Origin of the sequence: Haloferax sp. AS1 (assembly GCF_014530665.1) — an archaeon.
Taxonomy (GTDB): Archaea; Halobacteriota; Halobacteria; order Halobacteriales; family Haloferacaceae; genus Haloferax; species Haloferax volcanii.
The window spans coordinates 724,118-742,613 of sequence record NZ_SPSA01000001.1 but is presented as its reverse complement, the minus strand read 5'-3'; the positions used below and the strand labels follow the sequence as shown (position 1 = coordinate 742,613).

Below are 18,496 nucleotides of genomic sequence, written 5' to 3'. Positions count from 1 at the left end.
AATAGTTGCTCAGGCGAAGTCGAAGATGTCGGTCTGGAGACCGGCGGCCATCGTGGACTTCCGGCGGAGGTCCGCGAGCGACACCGGGAGGTACTCCGTCACGTCGCGGACGGCGTCACCGAACGTCTCGGCGTCGGCCATTTCGCCCTCGAAGGCGTGGCGGATGGACTCGCGTATCTGCCAGACGCCGACCGGCCCCCAGTAGTCGTCGGAGACGTGTCTGATGACGAGCGCCTTCGCCTGTCGGCCGCGCTCTTGGAGGTGTTCGAGGACGCCGAGGCGGGAGGCGTGGTACGCGCCGGCCGTCTCGTTCACGTAGCCGGTCCGGCCCTCGTAGCCCTCGCGGTCGGCCGCGAGGTACATCCCCGCCTCGGGGTCGGGGTTCCAGACGCTCCCCGGCGCTTTCAGCTCGATGAGTTCGAACTCCCAGCGCCCCGGCGCGAGGATGACCCAGAAGGCGTTGCCGATGAACTCGTTGCGGTAGATTTCGACGCCGTCGACGCTCTCTGCGTGTTTGACCTGCCCGCGGAGGTACTGTCCGAGCGTGTCGTCGACGGCGGTGATGGACCACCGCGTCGGGACGAGCCGGCGCTGTTCGGTCTGGCCGAGCGCGCCCGCAGAGAGGATGGTGTTGATGTCGTACACGTCGAAGCCGCGGCGGTAGAGATACGTCATCGCGCCCTCGGCGTTCCAGTCGTCGTCTTCGAGCGTCTTTTGCACCAGTTTGGGGACGTGCGGGTTCTCCGCGAGGTCGGCCGACCGGGCGCGGGCCCGCGGGCCGACGGGGGTCGCCACGTCGTCGGCGCTGGCGTCGAGGTCGAGCGACGGCTTCCCGTCGAGACCGATTTCGACCGTCACGGGACGGTCGGCGATGGCGACCTCGCGTTGCGTCCCGAGGAAGCCGTCCCACGAGTCGGCGACGTTCGTCACCTTCGTCCCGCGATTCGAGTTCAGAAGCGAGGTGCGCCGCTGGAACACGTCGTCGATGCTCACGCCCTCGTCGTACCACGCGGCGCTCGTCTCGAACGAGGCGGCGTCCTCGTCGTGGCCGACCGGCGAGAGGATGCCCGTCGAGACGTTCGGGTAGTTCGACCGACCGACGAAAATCGACGGGGAGACGCCGCCGTACAGCGAGTCCCCCTGCACCGTCTCCTCGAACCGGTCTTGGAACGTTTCGAGGTGGTCGAGGATGCCGTAGGACTTCTCCTCGGCGAGTCGCCGCCGCTCGGCGCGCTCGTCCCGCTCGATGTCCATGTACTCGTCGAGCCGCATTCACCGGACGTGGGTCGCCCGCGGATATGAACCTTCGGCGACGGGTCCGGGGTCAGAAAGGGATGCGACTCGCGCGGGCGACCGTCAGGTGTGGATGCCCATCGCTTCGATCTGTTCTTGGTAGCGGTTGCGGATGGTGACCTCCGTCACCTGCGCGACCTCCGCGACCTCGCGCTGGGTCTTCTTTTCGTTGCAGAGAAGCGACGCGGCGTAGATGGCGGCGGCGGCGAAGCCGGTCGGCGACTTCCCGGAGAGAAGCCCCTGTTCCGCGGTCGTCTCGATAATCTCGTTGGCCTTCGACTGGACCTCCTTCGAGAGGTCGAGTTCGGAGGAGAATCGCGGCACGTACTTCTTGGGGTCGACCGGCCGCATCTCCAAGCCGAGTTCTTGGGAGATGTAGCGGTACGTGCGCCCGATTTCCTTGCGCTCGACGCGCGACACCTCGGAAATCTCTTCGAGGGAACGGGGAATTCCCTCCTTCCGACAGGCGGCGTACAGCGCCGAGGTGGCGACGCCCTCGATGGAGCGGCCGCGAATCAGGTCCTCGCTGAGCGCCCGGCGGTAGATGACCGAGGCGACTTCCCGGACCGACCGGGGGACGCCGAGCGCCGAGGCCATGCGGTCGATTTCGCTGAGGGCGAACTGGAGGTTGCGCTCGCCGGCGTCCTTGGTCCGGATGCGCTCTTGCCACTTGCGCAGGCGGTGCATCTGCGACCGCTTCTTCGAGGAGATAGAGCGGCCGTAGGCGTCTTTGTCCTTCCAGTCGATGGTCGTCGTCAGCCCCTTGTCGTGCATCGTCTGCGTGGTCGGCGCGCCCACGCGCGACTTCGACTGCCGCTCGGAGTGATTGAACGCCCGCCACTCCGGGCCGGGGTCGATGCGCTCTTCTTCGATGATGATGCCGGTCTCCTCGTGAATCAACTCGCCGTCGCCGGTCCGAACGACTTCCTCGGGGTCGAGGTTGTCGAGGTCCAACTCTTCTTCGGATGTCTCGTCGTCCTGTGACTCGTCTCCCCATCGAGTCCGGTCGTGCTCACGCTCCCGCTGGCGGGTAGGCCGTTTCATCGCATTTATATATTGTCTATTTCCTTGCACTTCAACCTTTGGCGGCGTTCGTCGGTGTGTCACCGCGGCCGCAACGACGAACGGAGCGCCTTTACCGAGTCCCCGGCGAGGTGACGGTATGCCGACCGTCGAGTGCGACCCCGACGAAGCCCGACGACGACTCGAAGCCGCGGGCGTGTCCGTCTCGCCCGGAAACACCGACCACGAGCGCTGGCGCGCCGAGCGCGGCGACGCCAGCGCGGTCGCCTACGACGGGAAAGTCGTCGTACAGGGGTCGCGGCCCACCGACCTGCTCGCGCTCATCCGGCCGAAAGGCGGTCGCGCGCACGTCTACTTCGACGGCGCGAGCCGGGGGAACCCCGGACCCGCCGCCATCGGCTGGGCCATCGTAACGAGCGACGGCATCGTCGCCGAGGGTTCGAAGCGAATCGGCGAGACCACCAACAACCGCGCGGAGTACGAGGCGCTCGTGGAGGCGCTATCGGTCGCAGAAGAGTACGGCTACGACGAGGTGGACGTGCGCGGAGACTCGCAGTTAATCGTCAAGCAGGTCCGCGGCGAGTGGAACACGAACGACCCCGGGCTCAAAGAGCGCCGCGTGAAGGCCCGAGAGCTGCTGTCGGCGTTCGACCGCTGGTCGCTGGAGCACGTACCGCGAGAGATAAACGACCGCGCCGACTCCCTAGCCAACGAGGCCCTCGACGATGCCTGAGTCAGAACTCCCCGAAGACGTGGTTTCCGAAGCCGAGCGGCTGACGCGACTGGCCCGCGACGCCGTCGACCCCGACGAGGCCGCGGCGTATCGGTCCGCCCGCGACGACGTCGTGGGCGAGTACGAGTTCCGCGCGCGACACCGCGAGGAAGACGACGTGTTGGTGCTCCACCCCGACGAGTGGGTCGACGACGACGGAATCGTCGACCCGGCGGAGATAGACGACGTTGACCGCGGAATCGAACGCCCGCTGTCGGGGACCGGCGAGGACCACGAGTGGAGCGCGGTCGAAGAACACAACGCGGCGTGCGTCGCGGCCGTCGCCGAGGAACACGGCGCGGCCCACGCGGCGAACGCCCGGGCGTTCGCGGACTTCCTCGGCAACCACTACGTCCGGCGAATCGAGACAGCCGGCGCTCCAGAGGTGCGCGAGTTCGTCGAAGAATATTATCCACGCAACGCGTGGCCGACCGCTGAACAGCGGTCGTTGTTACCGGAGTCGCTCGAGTTGCTCTTCGACGCCGCAGACGCCGAAGTGCCCGAATACAACTGAGCGAACCCCGCGGTTCGTGCGGTGGACGCAGCCGATTACAGCTTGTTTTCGACGAGTTCCGAGACCATCTCGGCGCGCTCGTCGTCGGTGACGAACTTCGCGAGCATCCAGTCGAAGCGGTCGAGGACCGCCTGGAGGCCGTCGTCGGTCAGTTCGTACTGGTTCGTCCGCTTGTCGAGTTCGCTTTTCTCGACGAGACCCATCTCGACGAGGTCGTCGAGGTTGGGGTACAGACGCCCGTGGTTGACCTCGGTGTCGTAGTACGATTCGAGGTGACGCTTGATAGCCAGACCGTACATCGGCTCCTCGGCGAGAATGACGAGGATGTTCTGTTGGAACGCGGTGAGGTCCCGAGCCGCACCGGATTCGTTGCCAATTGTTTGTGCCTCTGACATGCATATGGAAATGTCATCGGCCTATTTAAACTTTGTCAACGCGCAGTCTGTTTCACTACCAATCGAGGTACCATTATACGAAGAAATCGGGGCGGAGCGGACACGAGTGGCGAGTATTGCACACAGACGAGCCACGGGTGAGAACCGAGAGACAGCGCGCGGGAGTCGAGCGGTCATACCCGGGGAATATCTCACACGCATAGCGGTAACGTCGCGGGGTTCTGTCGATAATACCTCTACATATAGAGGGGTTCAAAACCGCCGACGAAATCCGGACGACGGCGATACGAGACTAATCCCGAAAGGACTTTTGCCCGTATCGAGGATGGATTCGGTATGGTGAACCTCTGGGAAGATATGGAGACCGGCCCGAACGCGCCGGACGAAATCTACGCAGTCGTCGAGTGCCTCAAAGGCGAGCGCAACAAGTACGAGTACGACAAGGACATCCCCGGCGTCGTCCTCGACCGCGTGCTCCACTCCAACGTCCACTACCCGTCGGACTACGGCTTCATCCCGCAGACGTACTACGACGACGAGGACCCCTTCGACGTGCTCGTCCTCGTCGAGGACCAGACGTTCCCCGGCTGCGTCATCGAGGCGCGCCCGGTCGCGCTCATGAAGATGGACGACGACGGCGAGCAGGACGACAAGGTCATCGCCGTCCCCGTCGAGGACCCCCGCTACGACCACATCGAGGACCTCGACGACATCCCGCAGCAGACGCTCGACGAGATTGACGAGTTCTTCGCGACCTACAAGAACCTCGAAGCCGGTAAGGAAGTCGAGACGCTGGGCTGGGAGGACAAACAGGCCGCCAAGGACGCCATCGAACACGCGATGGACCTCTACGAAGAGAACTTCGCGTAAGCGACTTCAACCGCGCGCTTTTTTCGACGCCGCCTTCGACCGAGAGCCGCCGCGCCCGTCCGCGGCCCCCGAGAACCGTCCGGGCAGGAGACCGACCGCCGTCGTCGCCACAGATACCCGACAGTTATGGCCGGCGCACCGACCGATGAATTATGCGCATGGGTAATCTTTAGTCCCTGTGTCGGCTACGTTGGGACGAGTATGGCAGCCAAGCAACCCCGCCTCGGGCTTCAGCACCCGACCGTCGTTCCCACGAACTTCACGCCCGCCGACGAGGCGGCCGAAGACGCCGACGAAGCGTCCGACGAAGACGCGTAATCTCGCATTTCTCGCGCGACGACTGCCGAGAGCGACAGCGTCGCCCGCGCCGACGAGAGACAACAGTCGGCCAGAAAACCGGCTATTCCGGCCGCGTGAGGCGTCTGCGGTTCGAATTCGTCTCCTAATCAAGAGGTGCGTCAACACGCCCCATCTATGAGGGAACCCCTTTTTATCTCGCCGCCGTAAGGCGTTGGTAATGCCTATCTGCGACGTGTGCGGCAAAGACGAGAGTCTGCCGTACCGCTGCTCGCGGTGTGGCGGGACGTTCTGTTCCGAACACCGCCTCCCCGAGAACCACGACTGCACGGGGCTCTCCGACTGGGACGACCCCGCCGGCGTCTTCGATAGCTCTTTCGACGATTCCGTGAACAATGAGGGCGGCCGCGGCGGCGGCCTCTTGAGTTCGCTCACGGGCGCTGGCGGCGTGTTCGGCTACTTCCGCGGGAACGTCACCTACCTGTTCCTCGCGCTGATGTGGCTCACGTTCTTCTCACAGCTCGTCTTAGAGCAGTTCCTCGGACTGTCCGACCTCTCGATTAGCGCCTTTTACCTCACGAGCATCCACCCCGAGTACGTCTGGACGTGGGTCACCTCGATATTCGCCCACGGCGGCTTCTACCACATCGTCGGCAACTCCATCGTGCTGTTCTTCTTCGGCCCGCTGGTGGAGCGCTACGTCGGCTCGCGGAAGTTCGCGGCGCTGTTCCTCGTCAGCGGGATGCTCGCCGGACTCGCGCAGGTCGGCTCGTCGATGCTCCTGTCGCCGGGGAGCCTGAGCGCCGTCGTCGGCGCGAGCGGAGCCATCATGGCCGTCCTCGGCGTCTTGACGGTGCTCAATCCGGGGCTCCGTATCTACCTGTACTTCATCATCCCCGTGCCGCTGTGGCTGTTCACGCTCGGGTTCGCCGGCATCTCGGTGTTCTTCTTCGTCAGCCAGAGCGCCGACGGCATCGCCCACTTCGCGCACCTCATCGGGCTCGTCATCGGCCTCGCCTACGGCCAGCGCGTGAAGGGTCGCCGGAGCGTCCCCTCGCAGATGTCGCTCGGCGGGCGCGGCCCCGGCGGTCCCGGCGGTCCCGGCGGCCCCGGCCGCGGTCGGTTCTGAGATGCGGCCGGCCCGTCCCGACCTCGCGCCCCGCCCCGGCCTCTCGCGCGACGAGATGGAGTCGCTCCAGCGCCGCGTCGCCGAGACGGCCGTCTTCGCGGACGACCTCCCGTTCGACCCGGCGGCCGTCTCGCTCGCGTCCACCGAGACGGAGCACCAGACGCTCGCGGAGGCGACGGCGCTTGACGCCGACGCCGACGCCGCCGCCGACTCGCCGCCGCTCGTCGCCGGTATCGACCAGTCGTTTCTGGACGACCGCGCGCTGAGCGCCGTCGTCGTCCTCCGCGGCGGCGAGGTTGTCGAGCGCGCCCACGCCGTCTCCGACCTCGAGTTGCCGTACATCCCCGGCCTGCTCTCGTTCCGCGAGGGCGGCCCCATCCTCGACGCGCTCGCCGAACTCGACTGCGACCCCGACCTGCTCGTCTTCGACGGCTCCGGGCGCATCCACTTCCGGCAGGCCGGGCTCGCCACCCACCTCGGCGTCGTCTGCGACGCGCCGAGCATCGGCGTCGCCAAGTCCCTCCTCTGCGGGACGCCGGACGAGGACGTGAACGGTCGGCCGGAGGGCTGGCGAACGCCGATTCGCGCCGACGACTCGGTCGACGCCGTCGGCGGCCACCCCGCCGGCTCGGAGACGACCATCGGCTACGCCTTCCAGTCGCGGCAGTACGACTCGCGGCCCGTCGTGAACCCGCTGTACGTCAGCCCCGGCCACCGCCTCTCCGCGGCGACGACAGTCGACCTCGTTTCCCAGCTGTCGGGGTCGTACAAGCTCCCCGAGCCGACCCGACTGGCCGACGCGTACGCCGACGAGGCGAAGGCCCAGTACGAAGACTGAGACGATTCCGGGAGGTGTCGCGGCGGGCGACAACCCCAATCGTGGCGAACCGCGTACACTTAACAGCGCGCGGTTCGACCTACCGACGTGCATCAAAAGACGGTCCTCATCACCGGATGCTCCTCGGGAATCGGGCGCGCGACGGCGCTCGACTTCCTCGACGAGGAGTGGGAGGTCTACGCCACCGCCCGGAACCCGGCCGACATCGAGACGCTGGGGGAACGCGGCGCGAACATCGCGACGCTCGACGTGACCGACCAGGGGGACGTCGACCGCGTCGTCGACCGCATCGTCGACGAGCAGGGCCGCATCGACTGCCTCGTCAACAACGCCGGCTACGGCCAGATGGGCCCCGTCGAGGACGTGCCGACCGAGAAGGTCCACGACCAGTTCGACGTGAACGTCTACGGCCCGCACCGACTCGTCCGCGCCGTGTTGCCCCACATGCGCTCGCAGGGCGACGGCACCATCGTCAACGTCTCCAGCGTCGTCGGCCGCGTCGCCTTCCCCGGCACCGGCGTCTACGCCGGCTCGAAGTTCGCCCTCGAGGCGATGACCGACGCGCTCCGAACCGAAGTCGAGGAGTACGGCATCGACGCCGTCCTCATCGAACCCGGCCCGGTCGAGACGCAGTTCTCGAATCGCGTCGAAGCCGAGGTCAACGGAAACGGCGACGAGGCCGACGGCCTCGACCGCTCGGGCGCGTACGAGAAACTCTACAAACTGTTCGACGACTCGCAGGCGCTCGGCGGTAGCGGCCCCGGCGCGATTCCACCCGAACGGGTCGCGGAGGATATCGTCAACGCCGCGAGTTCGACCAAGCCGCGGGCGCGCTACCAGCCCGGCACGGTCGCCCGCGTCGGCGTCCTCGCGCGCTTCCTCCCCGACGCGTGGCGCGACGCGCTCTACGGTTTCGCTCGTAAACTGCCCTGAAACGCGCCGTCGCGGTCGGCCTGCGCCGACGGCCCGCGCTGACGACCTGTTGACCCCGCTCGGCGTTAGTCGAGACAGGTCGCGACGACCCGAAGGGCGTCTTCGCCCTGTACCTGTTCCGCGAGCAGCGGCACCCGCTTCACGTCGCGGCCGCGGAAGAGGTTCGTCGCCGAGCGCAGCGCGTCCTGCTGGACCTGCCACCGACGCTGACAGAAGCCGCAGTTCTCCAAGTCCGGCGACTCTATCCACTCGGGGTCCACGTTTGCCACGTCCTCGACGGACTCCATGACGCGGTTGACGACGAGCGTCTGGACGGGGATGTCGAACTCGTCGAGCCGCGAGACGAGTCGCTTGGACTCCACGACGCTCATCTCCTCGGGAATCATGACGACGCGGAAGTCGGTCCGCGTCGGGTCCCGGAGGACCGCGCGCAGGCGCTCGATGCGCTCGCGGAGGTCGTCGAGGTCCGCCATCCTCGCTTGCGGGTCGTCGGGACCGCCGCCGAACATCCCCTTGAGGTTGTCCATCATGCCGGAAAAGCGCTGTCGCATGCGGGCGATGCGGCCGAGCATGGAGTCCATCAGTTCGGGGAGTTCGAGCAATCGGAGCGTGTGGCCCGTGGGCGCGGTGTCGACGACGACGCGGTCGAACCGCGGGTCGTCCATGTATTCGAGAAGCTGCTGCATCGCCGCGGCCTCGTCCGCGCCGGGCATCGGTCCGCCCATCCCCATCGGCCCGTCGCCGCCGAGGAGGTCTTCGAGACCGCCCATGCCGCCGCCCATCCCGCCGAACGGGGAGTCAGCGTCACCCGAGCCGCCGCCGGCGAAGGGGTTGTCGTCGTCGTACTCGCCGGCGTCGTAGTCGGTCTCGTCGTCGAAGCCCTCGTCCGCGCCGTCGCCGCCGGCGAACGGTCCTTCCATGACCGCGTCGGGGTCGATTTCGGCCGCGTAGAGGGGAATCTCCTCGCGGATGCGACTCGGCTTGTCCGGGACCGGCACGCCGAGCGTGTCGGACAGAGAGTGCGCGGGGTCCGTGGAGACGACGAGCGTCGCGGTGCCGTCGGCCGCGCTGGCGAGCGCCGTCGCCGCGGCCATCGTGGTCTTTCCGACGCCGCCCTTGCCGCCGTAGAGGACGTAGTCGGGCGCGTCGATACCATCGGGGAGGCCCTCGGTGTCGGTCGAGGCGACCTCGTCTGGGTCGGTGACTTCCACCTCGATTTCGGCCGGCCCGTCGTCGCCGGCGTCGTCGTCTTCGTCGGCGTCGGGTCGCTCCGTCGGCTCAACGTCGATGTCCATGTCGGACCCGACACCGCGGGGCTTTGTGTACTTCTCGGTCTCGGAACCGCCGGAGGACTTTTGCCCGGTCGCGCCGGTCCCGACCGCGGCACTACCCCCGCAGATGGCCTCCCCGTCCGCTTTTGTCCCGACCGCCCGTGGTCGGTCGTATGCGCGAGTTCGCATCCGACCCGCCCGAGGAGGTCCGCGCCGGCGACGCCCTCCGCGAGGCGGGCCACACCGTCGCCGTCGCGGAGTCCTGTACCGGCGGCCTCATCGGGTCGCTCCTGACCGACGTGCCCGGCTCCAGCGACTACTTCGACCGCTCGCTCGTCACCTACTCCTACGACGCCAAGCGCCACGAACTGGCGGTCTCGCGGGAGTCGCTGGACGAACACGGGGCCGTCTCCGAGGCCGTCGCCCGCGAGATGGCCGCCGGCGTCCGCGACGTGGCCGACGCGACGTGGGGGCTGGCGACGACGGGCATCGCCGGGCCGGAGGGCGGCCTCCCCGGCAAGCCGGTCGGCACCGTCTTCGTCGGCGTCGCCTTCGCCGCGCCGTGGGGGTCCGGCGACTCCTACGCCCGCGTCGAGCGCTTCGAGTACGACGGGTCGCGGACGCAGGTGAAAGAACGGATTGCGCGCGGGGCGCTGGCGCTCCTCCGCGAGGAAATCGAATCCGAGTCCGTCACGACCGGCTGAGCCGGCCGCACGGCCGCCGTCGGTCGGTTCCGTGGGAAAGCTTTGTATCCCGCCGGACCAGTCTGCATCCATGAACAAGAAGGGACACGTGCTCAACGCCATCCTGTTGGCGCTCGGGCTCGGCGTCATCCTCACCGTGGACCCGCGGTCGTTCGAACCGACGATGGATTCGGCGTTCCTCCTCGCTCAGAAAATCGGCCAACTGTCGCTTCCGGTCGTCCTCGGCGCGCTGTTTCCCGACGTGGACACCGCCTTCGGCAAGCACCGCAAGACGCTCCACAACCTCCCGGTGCTGGTGATATTCCTCGCGTTCCCGCTCGTCTTCGACAACCTCCAGTTCGTCTGGATTGGCGTCGCCACCCATTACGTCCTCGACATGGTCGGCTCGAAGCGCGGCATCGCGCTGTTCTACCCGCTGTCGCCGCAGGAGTACGACCTGCCGACCGGCGTGGCGACCAGTTCGAAACACGCCGACGCGGTGACCGTCGTCGTCACGGTCGCCGAACTCGGCGTTCTCGCGGGCGTCCACTACTTCCTCTTTTCGCTCGACGTGTCCCTCGCGGACGCCGCGGCGTCGTTCACCGCGGTGGTCTGAGGGCGGGGCGGCCGCAACGCTGGCGCGGTCGGGCGCGCTCGAAGATATGTTGCGAATCAGTAGACGCTCACGTCGTCGAACCGGCCGTCGTAGGCGATGTGATTCGGGTGTGTCGGCTCCATCCCCGAGAGCAGGAGTCGGTCGATTTTCCCCCACGAGTTCTCGTAGCCGAGGTGGGCGAACTCGGCCGCGCCGCGGAACCCGTGGGAGACGCCGGTGCGGCGGACGACCCGACGTTCGGCCCCCTCGCGGAGCGCGGCGACGAGGTCGGCCTCGGAGTCGATGTCGCGGTCGAACTCGGTCCACGCCTCACCGACGGTGCCACGGAGGTGCGCGTACGACGACGCGAAGCCGGGCAGCCCCGTCTCGCGGGCGATGTCGCGCCCGCGGCGGTTGTCCCGCGGCAGGGCCTTCGTGTTGTACGTCTCGACGGCGTCGATGTCGTCGCGGCGGGCGGCCACGTCCTCGGCGGTGAGACTCACCGTCAGGAACGTCGGGTGGGGGACGAGCGTCGCCGCGCCCTGCCGGTCGAACTCCGCGAAGGCTCCGTCGAGAGTGATGAAGTCGGGAACGGGGTCCGAGAGCCCGACCGCGAGGACGTGTTTGCGGTCGCGCCACGACCCCGTGAACACCTCGCGGGCGGGGACGACGAGCAGGTCGTCGTCGGAGAATCGCGCCGCGCGGGCGCGAGCGTCGGGCAGGCGGACGAAGTGCGGCGCGTAGACGAGCACGTCGATGCCGCGGGCTTTCGCGCGAGAGACCACCCGCTCGTCGAGAATCTTCACGTGCATATCGACCCGCGTCGTCGTGGTCGCGCTCACACGATACGGTCGGGTCAGCCACCAGTTAGTGGTTGCTATTTGTCGAACGGCGGCCGGTCGAAGAAACGGTTTTGTGGCTCACGGCCGTCGGGGGGAACATGTCCCGGTGGAAGTGCGGCATCGAAGGGTGTGACGGTCGGTTCGAAGACGTGGAAAGCGCGGTCATCCACCAGACGGTGGACCACGAGCGCCACGAGTGCAAGGTGTGTGGGACGGTCGTTCCCGAGGGCTACTTCGCGATTCGCCACGCCTTCGACGAGCACACCCGCGCCGAGTTCGTCCGCGCGTACGACGCCGATTCCTCGGCCGTCCGCATCCGCGAGGACGTGAAAGACGCCGTCGAGGCGGACGCGGACCTCAACAGCGTCGTCGAGACGCTCCGCGAGCGGGGCGCGCTGTAAGACCACGCGAGACCGGCGGGTCGCGGTCGCGGTGGGACGCGACGCTGCTCGCCCGAGACGGCGCTCGTCGGGGACTGTCGGGGGACATGGGAGTCGCCGGGGACGCGCCGCTACACCGCTCGTCACGCGCTGCGTCGAGCCGAAAACTGAGAGAGAAGAACCCTTCGTCGGGGCGGACGCTTACCGCTCTTCGGAGTCGAGGACGCGAATCTGGTCGCCGCGGACGGTGACCGGAATCGGAACCGTCGCCTCGTACAGTTCGACGGTGACCTGGTCTTTCGTCTCGTCGATGCGCTGGACGCGCGCCTTCTCGCCTTTGAACGGGCCGGCGATGAGCTCGACGATGTCGCCCTCCGCGATACCCTCCACGTCCGGCGTCGGCGAGAGGAAGTGCTCGACTTCGGCCATGCTGGAGGTGCCGACCGCGCCGCCGCTCTCGACGAGGCCGCGAGCGTGGGGAATCTCTTCGAGGACACGCGTGACGATGCCGTCGTCGTCGGCCTCGACCATCACGTAGCTCGTGAGCGAGTCGGGCGCGAGGACGGCGTGAATCTGTTCGAACTCCTTCGTCGCGATCATGTCCGCAACCGTCTGCTCCTGGCGAGCAGTGGTCTTCACGGCGAAGATGGGCATCTCAGACCCCTCCGGGGAGGAAGCTCATGACCGCGAAGATGATGAAGCCGAGCAGTCCGACGAGGAAGATACCCGCGCCGGCGATTTTGGAGATTTGGGAGAACTCCTGCCAGGACGGGGTGCTCGCGAGTTTCAACACGCGAACGTAGCTGTTCAGATCGTACTTGACGTCCATGTTGCTGGGGCCTACGGCGTCGGGCTTTTTCTATCTATTGATGCACCGGCGGGTGGGATTCGGAGCCGAACGCGGGCGAAAACGCCGGATTCGACGGCGTGACGCCGCTGTGCGGAACCTGAGCGGAGCGAAAAGGAAGCGCGTCGAGACCGCGAGCGCGGTGCGTGCGGGACGACTCGACTACTCGACGTAGTCGATGTCTTCGAGACGCTCTTCGGCCTGCGCCTGTGCCTCGCCGTTGCGGCCGTAGATTTGGGGCGACTCGACGCCGGTGACGACGATCATCGTCCGCATCATGCCTTCGAGTTCGTCGTCGACGGAGGTCCCCCAGATGATGCGCGCGTCGGGGTCGATGCGGTCGTAAATCTCCTCGACGACGCCCTCGGCCTCCTCGATGCTCATGTCCGAACCGCCGGTGACGTTGACGAGCGCGGAGTTCGCGCCGGAGATGTCCACGTCGAGAAGCGGCGAGCGGAGGGCGGACTTGACGGACTCCTGAGCCTTGGACTCGGAGTCGGACTCGCCGAGACCGATCATGGCGACGCCGCCGCGCTCCATGACGGTCTTCACGTCGGCGAAGTCGAGGTTGACGAGACCGGGCTTGGTGATGAGTTCGGTGATGCCCTTGACCGAGCGCATCAGCACCTCGTCGGAGACCTTGAACGCCTGCCGGACGGGGAGTTTGCCCACGGCGTCGAGCAGGCGGTCGTTCGGGACGACGATGACCGTGTCCGACACGTCGCGGAGCCGTTCGAGACCGGCCTCGGCGTTCGTCCGTCGCACCTCGCCTTCGGCCGTAAAGGGCGTCGTGACGATGGCGATGGTGAGCGCGCCCGACTCGCGGGCCGCCTTGGCGACGACGGGAGCCGAACCGGTGCCGGTGCCGCCGCCGAGTCCGGCGGTGACGAACACCATGTCGGAGCCCTCGATGGCGTCGTAAATCTCCTCTTGGGATTCGAGGGCGGCCTCCTCACCGACCTGCGGGAGCGAGCCCGCGCCGCGGCCCTGGGTCTTCTGCTCGCCCATGAGAATCTTCGTATCGGCCCCGATTTCCACGAGGTGCTGCACGTCGGTGTTGGCGGCGACGAGCTTCGCCCCCTTGATTCCCTCCTCGTGCATCCGGTTGACGGTGTTACCGCCGGCACCGCCGCACCCGACCACCGTGATGTTGGTCTGGAGGTCTTTGAGAACCGCTTTCAGTTCGTCGTCAGTCATCGTCCCGGACCGGTTGATGTTGGCCGCGCCGTCGACCTGAGCCGACTCATCCCCCATGTCCTCGGCCTCGGCCTCGTCAATTGCGTCGCCGACGATAGAGTCCATATTTATGGAGACGGTTTACGGAGGACGACTAATTATCTTTCCCCCTTGCGTCAGACATCTGTCCGACGCGCCGTCGATTCGTGCCGAAACGTGACATGTGAGCCCGCGGCACAGACCGTCTCTCCGGCCGAAATCGGTCGGCCGCCTCCCGATGGCGACTACACCGAGAACTCGACGAGCCGCTCTTTCGACACGTCCTCGGGCGCGACGGTCTCGCCGTCGACCTCGACGGACTGCCCGGCCGAGAGCTTGCCGAACGCCGGCCCCTCGGGGACGCCGAACTCGCGTGCGGCGGCGGGGTCGAAGGCGCGCGTGGTCGCCGTGACCGCCCCGTCGTCGCGGACGACGCTGTCGTATTTCTCGCGCAGCACGTCGCAGAGCCGCGACACGAGTTCGTCGTAGCCGTCGCCCGCGACCGCGGCGCGGCCCACCGCGCGCGTGCCGCCCTCGGTCGTGTGGAAGGCGACGGTGGTCTCGCGGACGGCGGAGAGCGCGGCGTCGAGGTCGATGCCCTGCGCCTCGCCGAGCAGGCCGTCGGGCAGCGAGACGACCTCGTAGTCGTCGGCGTCGACGCGCGCGCCGAAGCGGAGGCCCTCCTCGACGGTCGTCACGTCGGCTTCGAGGGCGGCGACGCGGTCGAGGGGGACGCCCGCGGTCTCGCGGACCCACGTCTCGGAGACGACCCGGAACCCCTCGGCTTCGAGGGCGGCCGCGAGGTCGTCGCGGTCGCCGTCGACCAGCGCGAGGTCGGCCGCCGACGCCTCGAACGCCCGGCGGAGCACGTCGCGGTTGTCCTCGGGCGCGCCCATCGCCTTGAGTTGCCAGTCGGCGGCGATGTGGCCGACGCGCCAGTCGGTCTCGTTGAGGACGCGCTCGAACCGCGGGGCGTAGTGGCCGCCGCCGAAGCCGACGAGTTGGCGGTCCGCGTCGGGCGCGACGCCCTCGATGTCGAGGACGGCCGCCGCGACCGCGCGGGCTCCCTCGGGGTCGCCCCACTGCGCCTCGTCGCTGCCGAGTTCGACGAACATCGAGGGAACCGTCGGCTCGGTCGGACCGTGGTGGGTCGCCTCGATGCCGACTTCGTAGCCGTCGGGGGCACGGTCGCGGAGCGCCTCGACGACGGCGCGCTGGGCGTTGGGGCACGCGCGGGCGAATCGACCGGGGTCGCCGCCGTAGTCGGCGGGGCCGAAGTTCCCGGTGAAGTGCGCGGTCAGAAGCGGGCCGGTCTCGCCGGCGTGCCGGGAGACGACGACGAGGAGGTCGAGGTCGGCGTCGAACGCCGCGGCGGGGTCGTCGAGGTCGATGTGCAGGTCGTCGAACTCGCGGAGTTCGAAGCCGTCCCGGGCGAAGACGGTGCCGCCGCCGTCGGCGTCGGGTCGGTCCCCGTCGGTTCGTTCGTCCCAGTCGGCGAGTTCGAGCAGGTGCTCGCCGATGTGAACCGATGCGCTGTCGGCGCGGCTGACGACGATTCCAATCACGGTACGAGGGTCGCCGAGGGCGGCGAAAAGGGCGTCGGAAGCGGCGAGGGCGGCCGGTCGGTCCTCGTCGCGGCCGGGACCTCGGTCGCGCCGTCGTCGCCGCGGACGCGCCGGTCATTGGCGACCGCGGAGGTCGTGGCCCCGAACTCTCCCGAGACGGGCGCGAGTGACGAATGTCACCGCGACAGACACCGATTACGGGAGGATGAGCCAGAAGAAGACGAGATAGCCGCCGACGAGGATGCCGCCGTCGAATCGGGACACGTTGTGGTTGCGGAGCATCAGCGCGATGACCCCGAAAGTGAACGCGAGGAGCGCCGGGAAGTCCAGCGAGATAGTGCTCGCGGGGACGTTCACGGGGACCATGATGGCGAGGATGCCGAGGACGGCGACGACGTTGTAGATGTTCGAGCCGACGACGTTGCCGATGCTGAACTCCGACTCGCCGCGGACCGCGCTGATGACCGACGCCGCGAGTTCGGGCAGCGACGTGCCGAACGCGAGGACGGTCAGCCCGATGAATCGCGGACCGAACCCGAAGGCTTCGAGCAGTCCCTGCCCGCCCTGAATGAGCCAGTTCGAGCCGACGAACAGGAGGAGCAACCCGAGACCGAGATAGAGCACGTCCTTGAACTGCGCGGACACCTCGTCTTCGTCTTCGATGTCGATTTCGTCCGTGCCGAGGGCGTCGGCCTTCGCGGACCGCGCGCGGTAGAGCAGATAGCCCGTGAACGCGACGAGGATGAGCAGGAGGACGACCCCGTCGGCGGCGCTGAGGTTTCCGTCCATGCCGAGCGCGACGAGCGCGACCGCCGCGGCGATCATAAACGGGACGTGTCGGCGGAGCGTCGTCGTCGAGACGCCCATCGGCTGGATGAGCGCCGAGATGCCGAGCACGAGACCGATGTTGGCGATGTTGGAGCCGACGATGGCACCGAGTCCGAGGTCGGCGCTGTATCCCAACCCGCTCAGGACCGCGACGAACAGTTCTGGCGTCGTCGTCGCGAACGCGACGATAGTCACACCGACGATAGCCGCCCGGAGGCCGAGACCGATTGCGAGTCGGGAAGCGCCCTCGACGAGCGCTTCGGCCCCGAGATAAAGCCCGACGATACCCGCCACGAGGAGCGCGGTATCGAAGGAAAGCAAGGTTGCGAGTGCCGACATACGCGGGAGTAGACCGACGGGAGACCAAAAGCGCGCCGGTACACGGTACGCCCGCGACGAACTCTCACGGGAGCGCGAAACCGGCCGCCTACCGGTCTCGCAAGCGCGGTCCGAGTCCCGGCGGAATCCGACGCGGGCGGGCGAGTTATATCGTCGGCAGGTCACCTCCCGCCCATGCAAGTCTACGGTCTCGTCGGCAACCCGGTCGGCCACTCGCTGTCGCCGCCGATGCACGAGGCGGCCTACGAGGAAACCGGCCTCGACGCGCGGTACGTCACGTTCGAACCCGCCCGCGACGACATCGCGGCCGCCGTCGGCGGCGCGGACGCCCTCGGCGTCTCGGGGCTGAACGTCACCATCCCGTTCAAACAGGACGTGCTCGAACTGGTCGACCCCGACCCGCTGGCCGAACGCATCGGCGCGGTCAACACGGTCGATTTCGGCGGGGAGACGCCGACGGGCTACAACACCGACGCGGCGGGCGTCACCCGGTCGTTCGAGCGCCACGGCGTCGACCTCGACGGGACGGACGCCGTGGTCGTCGGTGCCGGCGGGGCGGGTCGCGCCGCCGCGTTCGCCCTCGCCGACGCCGGCGCGTCGGTCCACGTCGCCAACCGGACCGCCGAAACCGCGGTCGAACTCGCCGCGGCCGTCCCCGGTGCGACCGGCGGCGGACTGGACACGCTCGACCGGATTCGGGAGGCGGACGCCCTCGTCAACGCGACCAGCGTCGGGATGGAGTCGCCCGACGAGACGCCCGTCTCCGCGGAGTACCTCCACGGCGACCTCGCCGTGCTCGACGCGGTCTACACGCCGCTTGAAACGCGACTCCTCCGCGAGGCGGCCGCGGCCGGCGCGGTCACCATCGACGGCGCGTGGATGCTCCTCTTGCAGGGCGTCGAAGCGTTCGAACTGTGGACCGGCCGCGACGCCCCCGTCGAGTCGATGAACGCCGCGCTCCGGAACCACCTCGAAAGCGACTGAGGCCGCCGGTTTTTAAATAACGGGATTGCATAGGAGAAGTTAACATGGGCTTGCTTGACACTATTTCGTCGTTCTTGAAATCCCTCGTTGGTGGCGACTCGTCGTCCTCCTCGTCGGACGGACGTGACGACACGGCGACCGTTACGGTCGAACGCGACACCAGAACCGAGCGCGAGGAGCCGGACACCGAAACCGAGGCCGCGGTGAAAGAGTCGGTCGAGGAGACAGAATCGGCGGACGAGACGGCGGACGAAGAGGCCGACGACGCGGTCGAACCCGAGGCCGACGCGGAGCCCCACGCGGACGACGAGGACACCCGCGACGACGCCGAGGTGGCGGCCGACGCCATCGAGGAAGCCGAACCGGAGGACGAAGCAGTCGAACCGGAGCCTGAGTCCGAGTCCGAGGTCGAAGTCGAAGTCGACGGCGAACCTGAGGTCGAGGGCGAACCGGAACTCGAAGACGAGGACGAGTCTGAATCCGCCGACGAGGACGAGGACGAGGACGAGGACGAGGACGAGGACGAAGACGAACCCGAGGAATCGGACGAAGAAGGGACCGAAGCGGAAGACGCGACCGAGGACGAGGAATCCGACGGCGCGGAGGTCGAAGACGAAGAGTCCGACGACGAGACGGCCGACGACGCCGACGCGCCCACCGTCGACACGATTCGCGGCATCGGCCCGGCGTACGCCGAACGCCTCTCGGAAATCGGCATCGAGACCATCGCGGACCTCGCGGCGGCCGACGCCGACGAGGTCGGCGACGAAATCGACGTGTCACCGAAGCGGGTCCAGCGCTGGATCGACCGCGCCGGCGAGGCGTAACCGACGCGGCTGTTCTCCCGACTGACGACCGCTTTCGACAGCTCGTCGATACGTCG

Annotated in this window: 21 protein-coding genes; 11 read left to right on the top strand and 10 right to left on the bottom strand. The window is 67.7% G+C overall.

Features of this window, described 5'->3' with window-relative positions; translation table 11 throughout:
- Positions 1 to 9 precede the first annotated feature (9 nt).
- Positions 10 to 1,272, bottom strand: coding sequence for a DNA repair protein NreA (gene nreA, locus E4P24_RS04040; protein ID WP_006600604.1), 1,263 nt, complete (start codon positions 1,270 to 1,272; stop codon positions 10 to 12).
- Positions 1,273 to 1,356: 84 nt separating this feature from the next.
- Positions 1,357 to 2,337, bottom strand: a complete 981-nt coding sequence (locus tag E4P24_RS04035; protein WP_013035638.1) for a transcription initiation factor IIB family protein — start codon at positions 2,335 to 2,337, stop codon at positions 1,357 to 1,359.
- A 118-nt stretch (positions 2,338 to 2,455) separates the two neighbouring features.
- Here E4P24_RS04035 and rnhA point away from each other — a divergent pair, with 118 nt between their 5' ends.
- Positions 2,456 to 3,049 carry a ribonuclease HI gene (rnhA, locus tag E4P24_RS04030; protein ID WP_004064903.1) on the top strand — a complete coding sequence of 198 codons (594 nt, stop codon included), beginning with the start codon at positions 2,456 to 2,458 and terminating at the stop codon, positions 3,047 to 3,049.
- Positions 3,042 to 3,602 carry a hypothetical protein gene (locus tag E4P24_RS04025; RefSeq protein WP_004064905.1) on the top strand — a complete coding sequence of 187 codons (561 nt, stop codon included), beginning with the start codon at positions 3,042 to 3,044 and terminating at the stop codon, positions 3,600 to 3,602. The genes rnhA and E4P24_RS04025 overlap by 8 nt, the downstream gene beginning before the upstream one ends.
- A 35-nt stretch (positions 3,603 to 3,637) precedes the next feature.
- Here E4P24_RS04025 and E4P24_RS04020 read toward each other — a convergent pair whose 3' ends face one another.
- Positions 3,638 to 3,997 (bottom strand): PadR family transcriptional regulator, encoded by a 360-nt coding sequence (locus tag E4P24_RS04020; protein ID WP_004044207.1) that lies wholly within the window; start codon positions 3,995 to 3,997, stop codon positions 3,638 to 3,640.
- A 336-nt stretch (positions 3,998 to 4,333) separates the two neighbouring features.
- Between E4P24_RS04020 and E4P24_RS04015 the strand changes: the two genes are divergently transcribed.
- From E4P24_RS04015 to E4P24_RS04000, 4 genes are all read left to right on the top strand, one after another.
- Positions 4,334 to 4,867, top strand: a complete 534-nt coding sequence (locus tag E4P24_RS04015) for an inorganic diphosphatase (protein ID WP_004044208.1) — start codon at positions 4,334 to 4,336, stop codon at positions 4,865 to 4,867.
- A gap of 517 nt (positions 4,868 to 5,384) precedes the next feature.
- Positions 5,385 to 6,293: a rhomboid family intramembrane serine protease gene (locus E4P24_RS04010; protein ID WP_115891350.1), complete on the top strand. Its 909-nt coding sequence runs from the start codon at positions 5,385 to 5,387 to the stop codon at positions 6,291 to 6,293.
- A gap of 1 nt (position 6,294) precedes the next feature.
- Complete coding sequence (locus E4P24_RS04005) at positions 6,295 to 7,131, top strand: endonuclease V (protein ID WP_188148152.1); 837 nt, start codon at positions 6,295 to 6,297, stop codon at positions 7,129 to 7,131.
- Positions 7,132 to 7,218: 87 nt separating this feature from the next.
- Positions 7,219 to 8,064, top strand: coding sequence for an SDR family oxidoreductase (locus tag E4P24_RS04000; RefSeq protein WP_004064910.1), 846 nt, complete (start codon positions 7,219 to 7,221; stop codon positions 8,062 to 8,064).
- Positions 8,065 to 8,129: 65 nt separating this feature from the next.
- Here the strand turns inward: E4P24_RS04000 and E4P24_RS03995 are convergent, their stop codons facing one another.
- Positions 8,130 to 9,359 (bottom strand): ArsA family ATPase, encoded by a 1,230-nt coding sequence (locus E4P24_RS03995; protein WP_115802257.1) that lies wholly within the window; start codon positions 9,357 to 9,359, stop codon positions 8,130 to 8,132.
- A 149-nt stretch (positions 9,360 to 9,508) separates the two neighbouring features.
- On the opposite strand from E4P24_RS03995, the gene E4P24_RS03990 reads away from it, so the two are divergent.
- Both E4P24_RS03990 and E4P24_RS03985 read left to right on the top strand, forming a co-directional pair.
- Complete coding sequence (locus E4P24_RS03990) at positions 9,509 to 10,039, top strand: CinA family protein (RefSeq protein WP_004044214.1); 531 nt, start codon at positions 9,509 to 9,511, stop codon at positions 10,037 to 10,039.
- A gap of 70 nt (positions 10,040 to 10,109) precedes the next feature.
- Positions 10,110 to 10,634: a metal-dependent hydrolase gene (locus E4P24_RS03985; protein ID WP_004064917.1), complete on the top strand. Its 525-nt coding sequence runs from the start codon at positions 10,110 to 10,112 to the stop codon at positions 10,632 to 10,634.
- Positions 10,635 to 10,690: 56 nt separating this feature from the next.
- Here E4P24_RS03985 and E4P24_RS03980 read toward each other — a convergent pair whose 3' ends face one another.
- Positions 10,691 to 11,455, bottom strand: coding sequence for a PHP-associated domain-containing protein (locus E4P24_RS03980; RefSeq protein ID WP_188148151.1), 765 nt, complete (start codon positions 11,453 to 11,455; stop codon positions 10,691 to 10,693).
- Between the two features lie 98 nt (positions 11,456 to 11,553).
- Between E4P24_RS03980 and E4P24_RS03975 the strand changes: the two genes are divergently transcribed.
- Entirely contained in the window at positions 11,554 to 11,856 is a 303-nt protein-coding gene (locus tag E4P24_RS03975) for a hypothetical protein (RefSeq protein ID WP_004044217.1), read from the top strand.
- Positions 11,857 to 12,036: 180 nt separating this feature from the next.
- On the opposite strand, the gene E4P24_RS03970 is transcribed toward E4P24_RS03975, so the two are convergent.
- The 5 genes from E4P24_RS03970 to E4P24_RS03950 all read right to left on the bottom strand — a co-directional run bounded on the left by E4P24_RS03970 (position 12,037) and on the right by E4P24_RS03950 (position 16,629).
- Positions 12,037 to 12,489, bottom strand: coding sequence for a transcription elongation factor Spt5 (locus tag E4P24_RS03970; protein WP_004044218.1), 453 nt, complete (start codon positions 12,487 to 12,489; stop codon positions 12,037 to 12,039).
- Between the two features lies 1 nt (position 12,490).
- On the bottom strand, positions 12,491 to 12,664 hold the full coding sequence (locus E4P24_RS03965; RefSeq protein ID WP_004044219.1) for a protein translocase SEC61 complex subunit gamma: 174 nt from the start codon (positions 12,662 to 12,664) through the stop codon (positions 12,491 to 12,493).
- Between the two features lie 180 nt (positions 12,665 to 12,844).
- Complete coding sequence (gene ftsZ, locus E4P24_RS03960) at positions 12,845 to 13,984, bottom strand: cell division protein FtsZ (RefSeq protein ID WP_004064924.1); 1,140 nt, start codon at positions 13,982 to 13,984, stop codon at positions 12,845 to 12,847.
- A 158-nt stretch (positions 13,985 to 14,142) separates the two neighbouring features.
- Positions 14,143 to 15,462, bottom strand: coding sequence for a D-aminoacyl-tRNA deacylase (locus tag E4P24_RS03955; protein ID WP_188148150.1), 1,320 nt, complete (start codon positions 15,460 to 15,462; stop codon positions 14,143 to 14,145).
- A 195-nt stretch (positions 15,463 to 15,657) separates the two neighbouring features.
- Complete coding sequence (locus E4P24_RS03950; RefSeq protein ID WP_004064932.1) at positions 15,658 to 16,629, bottom strand: calcium/sodium antiporter; 972 nt, start codon at positions 16,627 to 16,629, stop codon at positions 15,658 to 15,660.
- A gap of 174 nt (positions 16,630 to 16,803) precedes the next feature.
- Between E4P24_RS03950 and E4P24_RS03945 the strand changes: the two genes are divergently transcribed.
- Positions 16,804 to 17,613: a shikimate dehydrogenase gene (locus E4P24_RS03945; RefSeq protein ID WP_115802256.1), complete on the top strand. Its 810-nt coding sequence runs from the start codon at positions 16,804 to 16,806 to the stop codon at positions 17,611 to 17,613.
- A 44-nt stretch (positions 17,614 to 17,657) separates the two neighbouring features.
- Complete coding sequence (locus E4P24_RS03940; protein WP_188148149.1) at positions 17,658 to 18,440, top strand: helix-hairpin-helix domain-containing protein; 783 nt, start codon at positions 17,658 to 17,660, stop codon at positions 18,438 to 18,440.
- Positions 18,441 to 18,496: the final 56 nt, after the last annotated feature.

Coding starts and splice junctions, on each gene's coding strand:
- nreA (WP_006600604.1), bottom strand. CDS start 1,272: ATGCGGCTCGACGAGTACATGGACATCGAGCGGGACGAGCGCGCCGAG.
- E4P24_RS03995 (WP_115802257.1), bottom strand. CDS start 9,359: ATGGACATCGACGTTGAGCCGACGGAGCGACCCGACGCCGACGAAGAC.
- E4P24_RS03970 (WP_004044218.1), bottom strand. CDS start 12,489: ATGCCCATCTTCGCCGTGAAGACCACTGCTCGCCAGGAGCAGACGGTT.
- E4P24_RS03965 (WP_004044219.1), bottom strand. CDS start 12,664: ATGGACGTCAAGTACGATCTGAACAGCTACGTTCGCGTGTTGAAACTC.
- E4P24_RS04035 (WP_013035638.1), bottom strand. CDS start 2,337: ATGAAACGGCCTACCCGCCAGCGGGAGCGTGAGCACGACCGGACTCGA.
- E4P24_RS04010 (WP_115891350.1), top strand. CDS start 5,385: ATGCCTATCTGCGACGTGTGCGGCAAAGACGAGAGTCTGCCGTACCGC.
- E4P24_RS03940 (WP_188148149.1), top strand. CDS start 17,658: ATGGGCTTGCTTGACACTATTTCGTCGTTCTTGAAATCCCTCGTTGGT.
- rnhA (WP_004064903.1), top strand. CDS start 2,456: ATGCCGACCGTCGAGTGCGACCCCGACGAAGCCCGACGACGACTCGAA.
- E4P24_RS04015 (WP_004044208.1), top strand. CDS start 4,334: ATGGTGAACCTCTGGGAAGATATGGAGACCGGCCCGAACGCGCCGGAC.
- E4P24_RS04020 (WP_004044207.1), bottom strand. CDS start 3,997: ATGTCAGAGGCACAAACAATTGGCAACGAATCCGGTGCGGCTCGGGAC.
- E4P24_RS03950 (WP_004064932.1), bottom strand. CDS start 16,629: ATGTCGGCACTCGCAACCTTGCTTTCCTTCGATACCGCGCTCCTCGTG.
- E4P24_RS03945 (WP_115802256.1), top strand. CDS start 16,804: ATGCAAGTCTACGGTCTCGTCGGCAACCCGGTCGGCCACTCGCTGTCG.
- E4P24_RS03975 (WP_004044217.1), top strand. CDS start 11,554: ATGTCCCGGTGGAAGTGCGGCATCGAAGGGTGTGACGGTCGGTTCGAA.
- E4P24_RS04025 (WP_004064905.1), top strand. CDS start 3,042: ATGCCTGAGTCAGAACTCCCCGAAGACGTGGTTTCCGAAGCCGAGCGG.
- ftsZ (WP_004064924.1), bottom strand. CDS start 13,984: ATGGACTCTATCGTCGGCGACGCAATTGACGAGGCCGAGGCCGAGGAC.
- E4P24_RS04005 (WP_188148152.1), top strand. CDS start 6,295: ATGCGGCCGGCCCGTCCCGACCTCGCGCCCCGCCCCGGCCTCTCGCGC.
- E4P24_RS03985 (WP_004064917.1), top strand. CDS start 10,110: ATGAACAAGAAGGGACACGTGCTCAACGCCATCCTGTTGGCGCTCGGG.
- E4P24_RS03990 (WP_004044214.1), top strand. CDS start 9,509: ATGCGCGAGTTCGCATCCGACCCGCCCGAGGAGGTCCGCGCCGGCGAC.